This is a genomic window from Rickettsia endosymbiont of Cardiosporidium cionae, assembly GCF_015476335.1.
In the GTDB taxonomy this organism is placed as follows: domain Bacteria; phylum Pseudomonadota; class Alphaproteobacteria; order Rickettsiales; family Rickettsiaceae; genus JADHZC01.
Genome location: NZ_JADAQY010000001.1, coordinates 83,765 through 97,395 on the forward strand (window position 1 = coordinate 83,765; position 13,631 = coordinate 97,395).

Below are 13,631 nucleotides of genomic sequence, written 5' to 3' on the forward strand. Positions count from 1 at the left end.
GATAGATTTGATTATTAGTTCGGTCTGTATAATTACATTGATAAGCTATATCTTTTTATTTAACGCTATTAGATAGCACTCATTAGATTCTTTTCTACTGGATTTAGGCTTAAAATATTTTATTGTTTTAAAATTATTTTTTAGTAGTTCTATTAAAGAGTTCTCTGAACATCCCCTAAAGATTTTACATATAAAGTGCCCATTATCTTTTAACATTTCCAGGGCAAATACCAGTGCGTGCTCGCATAGATCAATAATTCTAATATGATCTGTTGTTTGATGTCCGGTAGTATTTTCTGCCATATCTGAAATTATAAGATCGATTTTTGAAAAATTAAAATGTTTTTTAATTAAATTTTGTGTATTAATTTCATAAAAATCTCCTTTTAAAAATGTGACTCCTTCTATGGGCTTCATATCCAATATATCGACCGCGCAAATATTATTGAATTCTGTTTTTGATGAGTGTGATCTGGTAATTTTTGCTAATACTTGAGACCAGCCTCCCGCAGCTGCTCCAAGATCTACTATCTTTATTTCTGGTTTTAATAATTGAAATTTATTATTAATTTCAATTAATTTATAAGCAGATCTAGATCTGTACCCATTAATTTTAGATTGTACTACATAGAAGTCATTTAATTGCCTAGATATCCATTGATTAGAAGATTTTTTTCTGATTTTAGGGTTATTTACTTTAGTAAAGAATCCTCTATATCCTGGACCAATGATCATAATATATATCTTTATATAGTAATTTTATTTAATAGTTTTAATATACTGATCTAAAATTGAATTAATAAATCCGACTTGTGCATCATCCATCATATCATTTGTAATATTTGTATATTCATTTATCAAAATTTTACCTGGAACAGAAAAAAAATTTATTTCTGATATGGCTAATAATAAAATCGTTTTTAATAAAATATCTGTATTAAATATCCTGTATTTTTTATTAATCTTATTATCTATAATATCATAAATAAAATTTAAATTTTTATAAGTAATTTCTAGTAACAATTGTAAATATGTTCTGCTTGGTTTTATTTTTATATTCTGATATTGCTTTCCTTTATTAGATATTTCAGTATTTAGATCTAAATTTTTACTACATCTATACATTTCTAATAGACAATCCAATATTTTTTCGATATTAGAATATTGATGATCTGTGTTAAACTCTTGAATAATAAAAAAATTATAAAACACCTGTATCGCAAGAATCCTGGATATAGTTTTATTTGTAAATATCACTTTCATATTTTTTGATATTACTAAAAATCAATATTTATTAATATAAAAATTCATTAAATGAAATTTATACTATGTTAGTATGGATGTATAGTTAATTATGTATTATAAACTTTAAAATTGCTTTAAATTGATACTGGGCAGTTGGCATTTTTTAAAAGCGCACTGTCTTATTCTTAAATAAGATAGAATGGTATGTAGTATTTGCATTTAAAAATTTTAAAACAAAAGTTTAGTTTAGTTTAGTTTAGTTATTTTATTTTCAAACCGATATGGAGAATATTTTTAATAATAGTAGATTAGTAAAAATATTGATTCCTAAAAATGGTTTATTTCCACTAGATTATCTATCAGTAAAAGAATTAGAGCTAAAGTTAGGAGATCTTGTAATAGTACCATTCCGTAACAGTAAATTATTAGCAGTAGTATGGGATATTATAAAAACTAGCAATCTTGAATATAATTTCAATTATGATAAAAATAAGCTTAAATTCATTCTAGAAAAGGCGAGCCATGTTGGCAACATTGATAAACAACAACTAGATTTTATTAACAAAGTTAGTGAATATTACCTAGCCCCTCTGGGAACAATATTAAAACTAGTTATACCAATAAATCTTTTAAAGACAAAGAGTCATAATACTGATGATAATATAAGTGAAAATTTTTCTTTAGCTAAATTATCTGATCTACAGAATACCGCGCTAATATCTATACAAGAGCAAAATAAACCCGTGATTTTAAGAGGCGATACAGGGTCTGGTAAAACTGAGGTATATTTTCATATTATAGCTAAAAAAATTCTTAAAAATGAGCAATCATTGATATTAATCCCAGAGATTGCTTTAACCAACTATTTTGTTGAAAGATTTATTAATAGATTTGGGTTTAAACCTCTTATATGGCATTCCAAAGTTAAGCTTTCAGATAAGCAAAAAGCTCTTTTATCTATCATATACGGTAAAGATTTAGTAATAATAGGCACCAGAAGCGCATTATTTTTACCATATAAAAATCTTAGGTTGATAATAGTTGATGAAGAGCATGATGCATCATATAAACAGGAAGTATCTGTAACTTATAATGCAAGAGATATGTCGATTTTGAAGTCTCATATGTCTGATGGTAAAACAAAAATTATATTAGCCTCAGCTACACCGTCTATGGAGACGATGTATAACGTACTACAAAAAAAATATAGCATAGTACAGTTAAATGCAAGATTTTATAATGTAATGTTACCTAGCATCAAAATAGTTGATATGCGTAATAGGCTACTACTGTATAATAGCTATCTTTCTAAAGAATTATTGCTGAATCTTAAAAAAAATCTTCATAATAATGAGCAAAGCTTAATATTTTTGAACCGTAGAGGGTATAAAAATTTATTAATTTGTAATTCATGTAACTATATTATTACTTGCGGTTTTTGTTCATCTAATATGGTTATGCATAAATATACAAAATCCCTTAAATGTCATCATTGTGGGTATATTATGGCTATAATTAATAAATGTCCTGAATGCCAAGATACAAATATTGTGAGCTATGGTTTTGGTATAGAAAAAATAGCAGAGGATATAGAGCAATATTTCCCTGATGCCAATGTTAGGGTTATTAGTACAGATGCTTCAATTAAAGAGATAAATGAAATATTAGTTTTAATGCAAGAGCATAAAATAGATATTTTAATAGCTACTCAAATTGTTAGTAAGGGTTACCATTTTTCTAACTTAACCTTAGTTTGTATAGTGGATAGTGATATAGGTAGTTTACATGAAGATTTACGTGTTAACGAAAGGATGTACCAGTTACTACATCAAGTAGCTGGTAGGGCAGGCAGAGAACTTAAAGAGGGTAGAGTAATCTTACAAAGTTATAATTCTAACAATCAAGTTTTAAAGTTATTAGTGAATCATGATACAAAAAAATTTATAAAATATGAGCTTGAAAATAGAAAATCATCAAATATGCCACCCTATACCAGAGCTGCCTGTATAATTTTTTCAAGTAAATATAAAGAAGAAATATTAAATATAGCAACAGATTTTGTTACTCAAGCTCCTAAATCAGACTTTGATATTAGTATATTGGGGCCAGTGGAATCTATAATATTTAAACTATCTGGTAAATATCGGTATAGAATACTAATAATATCAGATAAAAAATTCAATATACAGAAATATATTGGAATTTGGATAAAAAAAATCACTTTATCCTCAAGACATCATATGAAGATAGATATAGATCCGCAAAATTTCTTATAAGATCCAAAGTTAAAAAGTTATATATCAATAAATTATAATAAGAGAAAATTAATTGCATTATCATATTGATTGCAATAATATTTATTATCTCTATACCAGGTTGGTAATATTTCACTAATATTTACTACATGATTAGATTAATAAATTATATCCATTGCTAACAGATAGTCTAATATGATAAATAAACAGATATTAAACATTAAATTCTTCTTCATTTTTGTTGTGGCTTTGCTGGCATCATGCAGTACAGATAGTAATAATCTTTCTGAGATTGATAACAGAAAATATGCTCAAGAATTTATATCAAGCCTTTCTCCAAACGAGTATAATCAAGCCTTAATTAAGGCTGCTATATCCAATCATGTTGAAGTAGCAAGATTGCTAATAGAGAAAGGAGCAAAGATAGATTACGAAAATAAAGATGGTTATACAGCCTTAATCAATGCTGCTGCTTATAATAATGTTGAAGTAGCAAGATTATTAATAGAAAAGGAAGCAAAGATAGATTATGAAAATAAAACAGGGCATACTGCCTTAATCAATGCTGCTGCCGGTAATAGTGTTGAAGTAGCAGAATTATTAATAGAGAAAGGAGCAAAGATAGATTACGAAAATAAAGATGGTTATACAGCCTTAATCAATGCTGCTGCTTATAATAATGTTGAAGTAGCAAAATTGTTAATAGAGAAAGGAGCAAAGATAGATTACGAAAATAAAAATGGGAATACTGCCTTAATCAATGCTGCTGGATATAACAGTGTTGAAGTAGCAAGATTGCTAATAGAGAAAGGTGCAAAAATAGATTATGAGAATAAAAATGGTCATACTGCACTAATCGATGTTGCCTATTATAACAATATCAAAATAGCAAAATTACTAATAGTAAAGGGAGCAAAAATAGATTATGAGAGTAAAAATGGTTATACAGCCTTAATCAATGCTGCTGCTGCTAACAGTGTCGAAGTAGCAAAATTACTAATAGTAAAGGGAGCAAAAATAGATTATGAGAGTAAAAATGGTTATACAGCCTTAATCAATGCTGCTGCTGCTAACAGTGTCGAAGTAGCAAAATTACTAATAGAAAAGGGAGCAAAGATAGACTATGAAACTAAAGATGGTTTAACTACATTAATCAATGCTGCTGGATATAGCAGTGTTGAAGTAGCAAGATTGCTAATAGAGAAAGGTGCAAAAATAGATTATGAATCTCGAGATAGTAATACAGCATTAATCAATGCTGCTGCTAATGATAAAAGGCTAGCTGCAGCAAAATTACTAATAGAAAAGGGAGCAAAGGTAGACTATGAAACTAAAAATGGTTTAACTGCCTTAATCAATGCTGCAGGTCGTAACAGTGTTGAAGTAGCAAGATTATTAATAGAGAAAGGAGCAAAGATAGATTACGAAAATAAAAATGGTGTAACTGCCTTATTCATTGCTGTTTGCTGTAATAAACCTGAAATGGTAAAGTTACTTTTGAAATACAGTAGTACAAAGCATAAAGCTTTGGCTTTAAAGATAGCAAAAGCTCAAGGATTCACTGAAATAATAAATATTATGACAAAATAAAATACCTAATTCTCTATAAAACAGAGGCTTACAGAAAAAATACTCAATTTAATTAATAACAGATAATCTAATATGATAAATAAACAGATATTAAACATTAAATTCTTCTTCATTTTTGTTGTGGCTTTGCTGGCATCATGCAGTACAGATAGTAATAATCTTTCTGAGATTGATAACAGAAAATATGCTCAAGAATTTATATCAAGCCTTTTTCCAAATGAGTATAATCAAGCATTAATCAATGCTGCCGCTGGTAATAGTATTGAAGTAGCAAAATTACTAATAGAGAAAGGTGCAAATATAGATTATGAATCTCAAGATGGTTTAACTGCCTTAATCAATGCTGCTGCCGGTAATAGTGTTGAAGTAGCAGAATTATTAATAGAGAAAGGAGCAAAGATAGATTACGAAAATAAAGATGGTTATACAGCCTTAATCAATGCTGCTTATTATAACAGTGTTGAAGTAGCAAGATTATTAATAGAGAAGGGGGCAAAGATAGATTATGAAAGTAAAACAGGTGGAACAGCATTAATCTATGCTGCTGCTAATGATAAAAGTCTAGCTGTAGCAAGATTGCTAATAGAGAAAGGTGCAAATATAGATTACGAAAATAAAAATGCCAATACAGCCTTAATCAATGCTGCTTATTATAACAGTGTTGAAATAGCAAGATTGCTAATAGAGAAAGGAGCAAAGATAGATTATGAGAGTAAAAATGGGAATACTGCATTAATCGAGGCTGCTATATCCAATAATGTTGAAGTAGCAAGATTATTAATAGAAAAGGGAGCAAAGATAGATTACGAAAATAAAATAGGTGGAACTGCCTTAATCTATGCTGCTGCTAATGATAAAGGGCTAGCTGTAGCAAAATTACTAATAGAGAAAGGTGCAAATATAAATTACGAAAATAAAAATGGGAATACTGCATTAATCGAGGCTGCTATATCCAATAATGTTGAAGTAGCAAAATTACTAATAGAGAAAGGCGCCAAGATAGATTACGAAAATAAAAATGGTAATACTGCATTAATCAATGCTGCTGCTAATGATAAAAGGCTAGCTGTAGCAAAACTACTAATAGAGAAAGGAGCAAAAATAGATTATGAATCTCGAGATAGTAATACTGCCTTAATCAATGCCGCTGGGTGTAACAGTGTTGAAGTAGCAAAATTACTAATAGAAAAGGGAGCAAATATAGATTATGAAACTAAAGATGGTTTAACTGCCTTAATCAATGCTGCTATTAATGATAAAAGGCTAGCTGTAGTAAAATTACTAATAGAAAAGGGAGCAAAGATAGATTATGAATCTCAAGATGGTTATACTGCCTTAATCACTGCTGCTGGATATAACAGTGTTGAAGTAGCAAGATTGCTAATAGAGAAAGGCGCAAAGATAGATTACGAAAATAAAAATGGGAATACTGCCTTAATCAATGCTGCTGGATATAACAGTGTTGAAGTAGCAAAACTACTAATAGAGAAAGGAGCAAAAATAGATTATGAATCTCGAGATAGTAATACTGCCTTAATCAATGCTGCTGCTGCTAACAGTGTCGAAGTAGCAAAATTACTAATAGTAAAGGGAGCAAAAATAGATTATGAAACTAAAGATGGTTTAACTGCCTTAATCAATGCTGCTGCTAATGATAAAAGGCTAGCTGTAGCAAGATTATTAATAGAGAAAGGAGCAAAGATAGATTATGAATCTCGAGATAGTAATACTGCCTTAATCAATGCTGCTGCTTATAACAGTGTTGAAGTAGCAAAATTGCTAATAGAGAAAGGAGCAAATATAGATTATAAAAATAAAAATGGTTTGACAGCATTAATGAATGCGAAATTTTATAATACTACTAAAATATTAAAATTTCTAATAGAAAAGGGAGCGAAAATAGATTATAAAACTATGAAAGATTTATTAAAATAGTGAATAGCATCAAAAATTGATATGTCTATATTCCACGCTACTATTCTGAGTATTTTTCCTGAAATTTTCCCTGGTTCTTTAGGATTTTCATTATCAGGCAAAGCTTTAAAGGATAAGATATGGTCATTTAATGTTATAAATATCAGGGATTATGGTATAGGTAATTACCGAAGGATAGATGATACCATGTACGGAGGAGGGGATGGCCTTATAATGCGCCCTGATGTGTTAGGTAAGGCCCTAGATTATGCTTTATCTGGCTCTAATTCTCATGTACCAATATATTATCCATCTCCACGTGGTCAGTTATTTTCTCAAAATCTTGCTAACAAGATTCTAGAAAAGAAGAAGATAATACTACTTTGTGGGAGATTTGAAGGAATTGATCAAAGGATCATAGAAGAATATAATATAGAGGAGCTTAGTATAGGAGACTATATATTATCTGGAGGAGAGCTGGCTAGCATGGTGATTTTGGATTCAGTGATACGTCTAATACCAGGAGTGATACAGAACAGTAATGCATTATCAGAGGAGTCATTTACTTTTGAGTATAATGGATCTAAATTACTTGAGTATCCTCTATATACTAAACCTAATTTATGGAAAGGAAGGTCAATTCCTGAGGCTTTACTTTCTGGTGATCCTAAAAAAATTATAAAATGGAAACAGGAACAGGCATTTAATATCACTAAATCTACCAGACCAGATTTAATAAAAAAATAAGAATTTATACCCATATATCAGCTTTAATCAGTAAATAAATATCACTAGCAATATATTAAATAATATATGAATTGCATATATTTCGTGAGATATAATAATTGTTGCAAATTGTAGAAAATTATGCATAAATATGGGGTTAATTATGTATTTTAGTGTTTTAATTCTAATTTAATTTTTGATATTAATATATAGGGATGTGATGAATTTAGTGGAATATTTTAACAATGAAGAAATCAATAAGATAAATTCTTTGCGTGTTTTAACTAATTTTAGAGTTGGTGATACTATAGAAGTAAAAACTAAGATTGATAACAACACTCAAAGGCTCCAATCTTATACTGGTGTAGTGATCGCAAAAAGAAATAGATCTATTAATTCTTCTTTTATAGTAAGAAAAGTTAGCCATGGTGAAGGAGTAAATAAAAAATTTATGACTTATTCACCAAATATAGTTGAAGTAAAGATTTTAAAAGAAGGTATAGTAAGAAGGGCTAAGTTATTCTATTTAGAAAAATTAACTGGCAAGGCAGCAAGGATAAAAGAGAGAATTTATAACAAAAAAACACGCTAAACAATATTTATTATATTCTTTAGTAATTAAATATGTTAGTGCTGTTATATCTCAATCCAGCTAGATATGTTTATCCCGGATTTTTTGAGTTGTTGTAAGTGGGTATATCTCTGTATAAATAATCCTACTTCTACATTGAAACTGTTACCATTGTTTTTATTCTCATAAATTGTTTTTGAAATAGCAAATTTTGAATATAATGTTCCGTAATGTTTATAAAAAATATATTCAGTGTAACTGCCTATACAAAACCAATTTTTTATTTTTATTAATTGATTCGTGTATATTTTTATAGAGTCAAATTTATTAATATTTATATTATGAGTATAATATATTCCATAATCATGTATTCTATTTAGATTTTTTTTAGAAGATATTTTATTTTGCTTCCCTAGCATTAGGCCTATAGTAGCGTAGCTGTAGTTTTTGTTATTAGTTATGTATTTTTGGCTACATGATATAGCATAACTGATAAGAAATGATTTGTTATTAAATATCCTTTGTTTGTACATTAGCTCTATAGATCTGTTATGACTGGATAATATCTGCTGGGAGTTATTTCTATTTTCTATTAACCTATGTAATAACTGATAAGTAATGATAGCTACTAGATTTTTATCTTGAGCGAAACCGTATTCTATCATCAATTTTGCAAAAAACTTTTCCTGTACGAATGGAAGAATATTTTTTAGATAGCGCAGTTTTTTAATTTCACTATCTATTGTATCTATAGTTTTATTATTATTCAATTTTGGTGGTAATAATAAATTTTGTGATTCTTTATTATAGTATATATTTTTAATCTTTGTTAAGTCTATTATTTGATTTTCTATAACCTTATCATACTGATTCACTGTGTCATGTATGTAATTTAGAGATTGTTGGTTAGTAAAAGAAAAATTTTTATATATTTTATATTTTTGATCATCCACTAACCAAGCAGAGCAATAGCACTGAGTAATTTTGCATGTATAAAATACTATTATATTAGTAATAATTAAATTAACTTTAATATTCATTAATAATGATATTTTCTTGCATTACTAATTGCATCAGATTATATAAGATAATAAATATATATATATATATTATCTTGGCTGCATAGGTTGTATCCTATAACATTTATAATAGTCTTAGTATTTAGATTTATAACTTCTGAAGGCGATAAGTACCTATATTAATATATATTCTTAAAATATTAAAATTAATTTTTTGTCTTCAGAGTTTATAATACCATCAGCAGTACTCTATGCTACTTAAATTGTCTGTAATAAATATTATAATTTTTAATGACTGAGTATCAGTTATAGTTTTAGCGAAATAAAACACTATAATAACATTCATTGCTATTGAATTATAGTTGAATTATTGTTTCAACATAGATTTAGATATTAAAAAATTCAGAAATAATTCTAATCAATAAGTAAAGATTGATAAAATAAGTGCTAGATAATACATAAAAAAATATTGTAAAATTAGTATTTTATCGAATAAATAAACTAATAAAAAATGAAGTGAAGCAAAAAATATTTTTTATCATATATTGGATAGTATTAATAATATTGATTATATCTATTTATGTATTTAAACCAGAGTTACAATATGTGTATCATAGAATTAAATCAGCTATTTTGCCAGGATCTATTGCTGAAAATGCTCTGGATAGAAGTTTAAGGATTTATCGCAGTGCAGATTCTCATTTCTATATTTATGCTTTAGTCAATAGAAAAAAGATAAAATTTTTGGTTGATACCGGTGCTACTAATATTTTTCTTTCTAAAAAGGATGCAAGATTTTTAGGTATAGACTTGAATAAATTAATTTTTGATCAAAGATATTATACTGCTAATGGCATAGCATTAGGTGCGGTGTATAGATTGGATTTACTAGAAATAGGGCCTATCAGTATAAAGAATTTAGATATACATATTAGTAATAATGAAAATTCTGAGATTTCACTACTAGGGATGAGCGTTATCTCTATTTTAAAAAGTTTTTCCATTGACAATGATATATTAATCATTGAATATTAAGTATTATTTTCGTACAATCAGTGCTGTGTACCAATTAATGAGTTTAGTGAATTATGTCTTTATATTTTTATCAATTGATAGTGGTTAGAATAATGTTAATTGTTTTACTATTATTAAGTGGTTGTAGTAAACAGGATCATAAATTGAATAGTATTAATGATAGTGGTGTTAATAATGATTATAAGTCTGATTTAGAAAATGATCTATCAGATCCTCCTGCTTATTTTTGGAATTTAAATTTAGATTAGTGCTGTTATACGATTTATTTGGTTGCCGTGTAATAAAATTGAATAACTTAGTTTAGTAATTTGGTGTATGAGTATGAAAAAAGTTATCATTTCTGGTATGATAGGAAATGGTTTAGAATGGTATGATTATGCTTTATATGCACAATATTTCTATATTATTAGTAATAATTTTTTTCCAGATAATCATTTAAATTCTATATTTACATTTGCTGTTTTTGCTATAGGTTCTGCTGCTAGGCCTTTCGGTGGAGCATTATTGGGTTATATAGGTGATTTATTTGGAAGAAAGATATCGTTGGTTATTGGTATATTAATGATGTCAATACCTACTGCTATTATTGGTATATTACCTTCGTATAAATCTATAGGCTTACTTTCACCTATTATTTTAGTCATAATAAGATTATTACAAGGGTTAGCACTTGGTGGAGAATTTAGTGGTTGTATTTCTTATGTTGTTGAGTCTTCTACTCATTCTAAGAGGGGGTTAGCAGGTAGTACATCTTTTATCAGTATGTGTTTGGGGATTTTACTGGGAGTTGGAGTCACTGGATTACTATCCAAGATTTTGTCAGAAAATGATTTACTATCATGGGGTTGGCGTTTACCATTTATCGCTGGTCTTTTTATTGGTTTTATTGGTATATATATAAGAAAAAATTTATCTGAAACTCCAATATATAAAATTGCTAAATCTAAAGGTTATTTATCTCGCTCTCCGATACGTGATACTATACTTTATCATAAAGCTTCTATGCTTATTGCTACACTGATCTATATTAATGTGTGTGTTCCGTTTTATGCATTAACCGTCTTAATGAAGGATTATATGTTAAATTTAGGCTATTCCGCTTCACAGATTGATACGGTATATACTATAACTTTGATTAGTATGATTATTGGGATACCTATTTCAGCTCATATTTCGGATAAAATTGGTAGAAAACCTGTATTAGTTTTTTCAAGTATATGTTTAATAATTATTATATATCCGTTGTTTTCTGTTTTGAATAGTAGCAGCAAAGATTACAGTTTGTTAATAGTATTGGAAATACTATTTGCTTTAATAACAGGTTGTTATATGGGGCCTATACCAACTGCTCTAGTAGAGTTATTTCCTACCAAAATTAGGTTTACTGGAGTTGCCCTTTCTTATAATACGAGTGTAGCAATTTTTGGTAGTACTCTACCTATGATTGCAAGCATTTTTAGACAATATCTAGGAAATTATACTAATTTGACTGCATATTATATGTTATTACTTATAGTTTTTTGTTTTGTATTTCTATTGTTCTACTATAAAGAAAGCTATAAGAAAGATATATCTTTAGATATATCTTATGAAACCGGTGACAGTATCCATAATATACAAGTTAGCTAGTTATTATTTTTTATTATAGTTTTATAACTATTGATTAGTTTATCAATCTTTATGAATTTTAAAAAAAAATACAGACATTCGCTGGTATCTGTAGCTATCACTGGTAGTTTAGCTGTAGGTAAAAGTTATTTATTGAATATAATTGATGATGATTTTGGATGCCCTGTATTTTCCTCTGATCTATATGTAAAAAAATTGTACCAAGATGCTCGCATTCGAAATTCTGTATTAAAAATATTAAATATCACAAAATTTTCTGAGCAGGAGATAGCCAATATTATATATACTAATAGAATAAAAAGGATCAAATTAGAAGAATTTATACACCCTATGGTATTAAAGGCTATTTTTGATTTTAAGAATAATAATCATTCTAGAAATTTAGCATTTTTTGAGATACCATTATTATTTGAAGCTAAATTTCAAAAATATTTTGATTATAGTATACTGGTGTATTGTTCTGAAAAATCAAGAATCAGAAGAGCAGAAGAGAGAGGTTTTAATTTATTTATTTTTAATCAGCTAAAAAAAATACAATTTTCTCAATTAAAAAAAAAGCGATTAGCAGATTTTATGATCTGTAGCGATATTAATAGGGAAAATCAGAAGATCTTATTGGATAAAATAATCACTAAAATACAAAATAAATCTTTTAATAGGGATATATGAATTACATTAGAGAAATAGTGCTAGATACTGAAACTACAGGTTTGAGATATAGTGATGGGCATAAGATAATTGAAATTGGAGCAGTCGAGATGATAAATAAAGAAGTAACTGAAAATTACTTTCATTGTTATATTAATCCTAAACGAGAAGTGCCAAAAGAATCTTATAAAATTCACGGTATTTCTTATGAATTTTTAGCAGATAAGCCTATTTTTAAAGATATAGTAAATGATTTTTTAGGATTTATTAAAAATGATACCTTAGTTATACATAATGCAGATTTTGATATTGGTTTTTTGAATTATGAATTAAATTTATTAAAAATGCCTCCATTAGCTTGTAAAGTAGAGGATACATTAAAAATTGCAAGAAAGCGTTATCCTGGAAAAAGGGTGAATTTAGATGCTTTATGTAAAAAATTTCAAATTGATAATTCTCATAGACAACTTCATGGAGCGCTAAAGGATGCGTTGTTGCTTACAAAAGTTTACATAGAATTACTTGGTGGTAGACAATACAAACTAAATATTAATAGTAAAATATCCCATCAATCATCGATAAATGATAAACAATTAATACTAGAGAAAAAAATCAAGTTAAATAACTATCCTATTATTTTACCAAATTCAGAAGAATTAACACAATTTGAGGCATTTTCAAAAAAATTTATTAAATCATTTTAATTAATCTATGCAGATATTAGATATTCTAATACATGTTATAGCCTTTTAAAGTATGAGATCTGAGAGAGAATATGTTATATAAATTTTATCTGTGATTCTGTTGTCAGTAATACAATTCAACCATACTATTAAATATTATAGGATACTACTTCAAACTTAGTTTCTTTATTTATAGTCAATAAATTTTATTATATTAATAAATAATTTTTATAATTTGGCTAATTTTGCTTAGCTAACTAGTATTGTTGATATCACTATATATTGAAATTTTAAAAATATTGAATATATTATAATA

Annotated in this window: 13 protein-coding genes; 10 read left to right on the forward strand and 3 right to left on the reverse strand. The window is 27.5% G+C overall.

Features of this window, described 5'->3' with window-relative positions:
- Positions 1 to 45: 45 nt before the first annotated feature.
- Positions 46 to 735, reverse strand: a complete 690-nt coding sequence (locus IHI24_RS00350; RefSeq protein WP_194966084.1) for an RlmE family RNA methyltransferase — start codon at positions 733 to 735, stop codon at positions 46 to 48.
- A gap of 24 nt (positions 736 to 759) precedes the next feature.
- Positions 760 to 1,263 carry a transcription antitermination factor NusB gene (locus IHI24_RS00355; RefSeq protein ID WP_194966085.1) on the reverse strand — a complete coding sequence of 168 codons (504 nt, stop codon included), beginning with the start codon at positions 1,261 to 1,263 and terminating at the stop codon, positions 760 to 762.
- Positions 1,264 to 1,526: 263 nt separating this feature from the next.
- Between IHI24_RS00355 and priA the strand changes: the two genes are divergently transcribed.
- From priA to rplS, 5 genes are all read left to right on the forward strand, one after another.
- Entirely contained in the window at positions 1,527 to 3,521 is a 1,995-nt protein-coding gene (priA, locus tag IHI24_RS00360) for a replication restart helicase PriA (RefSeq protein ID WP_194966086.1), read from the forward strand.
- Positions 3,522 to 3,695: 174 nt separating this feature from the next.
- Positions 3,696 to 5,090: an ankyrin repeat domain-containing protein gene (locus tag IHI24_RS00365; RefSeq protein ID WP_194966087.1), complete on the forward strand. Its 1,395-nt coding sequence runs from the start codon at positions 3,696 to 3,698 to the stop codon at positions 5,088 to 5,090.
- Positions 5,091 to 5,162: 72 nt separating this feature from the next.
- Positions 5,163 to 7,025, forward strand: coding sequence for an ankyrin repeat domain-containing protein (locus tag IHI24_RS00370; protein WP_194966088.1), 1,863 nt, complete (start codon positions 5,163 to 5,165; stop codon positions 7,023 to 7,025).
- A gap of 21 nt (positions 7,026 to 7,046) precedes the next feature.
- Positions 7,047 to 7,751, forward strand: a complete 705-nt coding sequence (trmD, locus tag IHI24_RS00375) for a tRNA (guanosine(37)-N1)-methyltransferase TrmD (protein WP_194966089.1) — start codon at positions 7,047 to 7,049, stop codon at positions 7,749 to 7,751.
- 199 nt (positions 7,752 to 7,950) lie between these two features.
- Positions 7,951 to 8,322 carry a 50S ribosomal protein L19 gene (gene rplS, locus IHI24_RS00380; protein WP_194966090.1) on the forward strand — a complete coding sequence of 124 codons (372 nt, stop codon included), beginning with the start codon at positions 7,951 to 7,953 and terminating at the stop codon, positions 8,320 to 8,322.
- 44 nt (positions 8,323 to 8,366) lie between these two features.
- Here the strand turns inward: rplS and IHI24_RS00385 are convergent, their stop codons facing one another.
- Positions 8,367 to 9,341, reverse strand: a complete 975-nt coding sequence (locus IHI24_RS00385; protein ID WP_194966091.1) for a hypothetical protein — start codon at positions 9,339 to 9,341, stop codon at positions 8,367 to 8,369.
- 495 nt (positions 9,342 to 9,836) lie between these two features.
- On the opposite strand from IHI24_RS00385, the gene IHI24_RS00390 reads away from it, so the two are divergent.
- The 5 genes from IHI24_RS00390 (at position 9,837) to dnaQ (ending at position 13,336) form a co-directional block, all read left to right on the forward strand.
- Positions 9,837 to 10,355, forward strand: coding sequence for a retropepsin-like aspartic protease family protein (locus IHI24_RS00390; RefSeq protein WP_194966092.1), 519 nt, complete (start codon positions 9,837 to 9,839; stop codon positions 10,353 to 10,355).
- Between the two features lie 92 nt (positions 10,356 to 10,447).
- The gene (locus IHI24_RS00395; protein WP_194966093.1) at positions 10,448 to 10,603 is read left to right on the forward strand and encodes a hypothetical protein; all 156 of its coding nucleotides are present in this window, start codon (positions 10,448 to 10,450) and stop codon (positions 10,601 to 10,603) included.
- Between the two features lie 73 nt (positions 10,604 to 10,676).
- Positions 10,677 to 11,984 (forward strand): MFS transporter, encoded by a 1,308-nt coding sequence (locus tag IHI24_RS00400; RefSeq protein WP_194966094.1) that lies wholly within the window; start codon positions 10,677 to 10,679, stop codon positions 11,982 to 11,984.
- A gap of 51 nt (positions 11,985 to 12,035) precedes the next feature.
- Complete coding sequence (gene coaE / locus IHI24_RS00405) at positions 12,036 to 12,653, forward strand: dephospho-CoA kinase (protein ID WP_194966095.1); 618 nt, start codon at positions 12,036 to 12,038, stop codon at positions 12,651 to 12,653.
- Entirely contained in the window at positions 12,650 to 13,336 is a 687-nt protein-coding gene (gene dnaQ / locus IHI24_RS00410; RefSeq protein WP_194966096.1) for a DNA polymerase III subunit epsilon, read from the forward strand. Before coaE ends, dnaQ begins: the two co-directional genes overlap by 4 nt.
- Positions 13,337 to 13,631: the final 295 nt, after the last annotated feature.

Coding starts and splice junctions, on each gene's coding strand:
- IHI24_RS00350 (WP_194966084.1), bottom strand. CDS start 735: ATGATCATTGGTCCAGGATATAGAGGATTCTTTACTAAAGTAAATAAC.
- IHI24_RS00355 (WP_194966085.1), bottom strand. CDS start 1,263: ATGAAAGTGATATTTACAAATAAAACTATATCCAGGATTCTTGCGATA.
- priA (WP_194966086.1), top strand. CDS start 1,527: ATGGAGAATATTTTTAATAATAGTAGATTAGTAAAAATATTGATTCCT.
- IHI24_RS00365 (WP_194966087.1), top strand. CDS start 3,696: ATGATAAATAAACAGATATTAAACATTAAATTCTTCTTCATTTTTGTT.
- IHI24_RS00370 (WP_194966088.1), top strand. CDS start 5,163: ATGATAAATAAACAGATATTAAACATTAAATTCTTCTTCATTTTTGTT.
- trmD (WP_194966089.1), top strand. CDS start 7,047: ATGTCTATATTCCACGCTACTATTCTGAGTATTTTTCCTGAAATTTTC.
- rplS (WP_194966090.1), top strand. CDS start 7,951: ATGAATTTAGTGGAATATTTTAACAATGAAGAAATCAATAAGATAAAT.
- IHI24_RS00385 (WP_194966091.1), bottom strand. CDS start 9,341: ATGAATATTAAAGTTAATTTAATTATTACTAATATAATAGTATTTTAT.
- IHI24_RS00395 (WP_194966093.1), top strand. CDS start 10,448: ATGTTAATTGTTTTACTATTATTAAGTGGTTGTAGTAAACAGGATCAT.
- IHI24_RS00400 (WP_194966094.1), top strand. CDS start 10,677: ATGAAAAAAGTTATCATTTCTGGTATGATAGGAAATGGTTTAGAATGG.
- coaE (WP_194966095.1), top strand. CDS start 12,036: ATGAATTTTAAAAAAAAATACAGACATTCGCTGGTATCTGTAGCTATC.
- dnaQ (WP_194966096.1), top strand. CDS start 12,650: ATGAATTACATTAGAGAAATAGTGCTAGATACTGAAACTACAGGTTTG.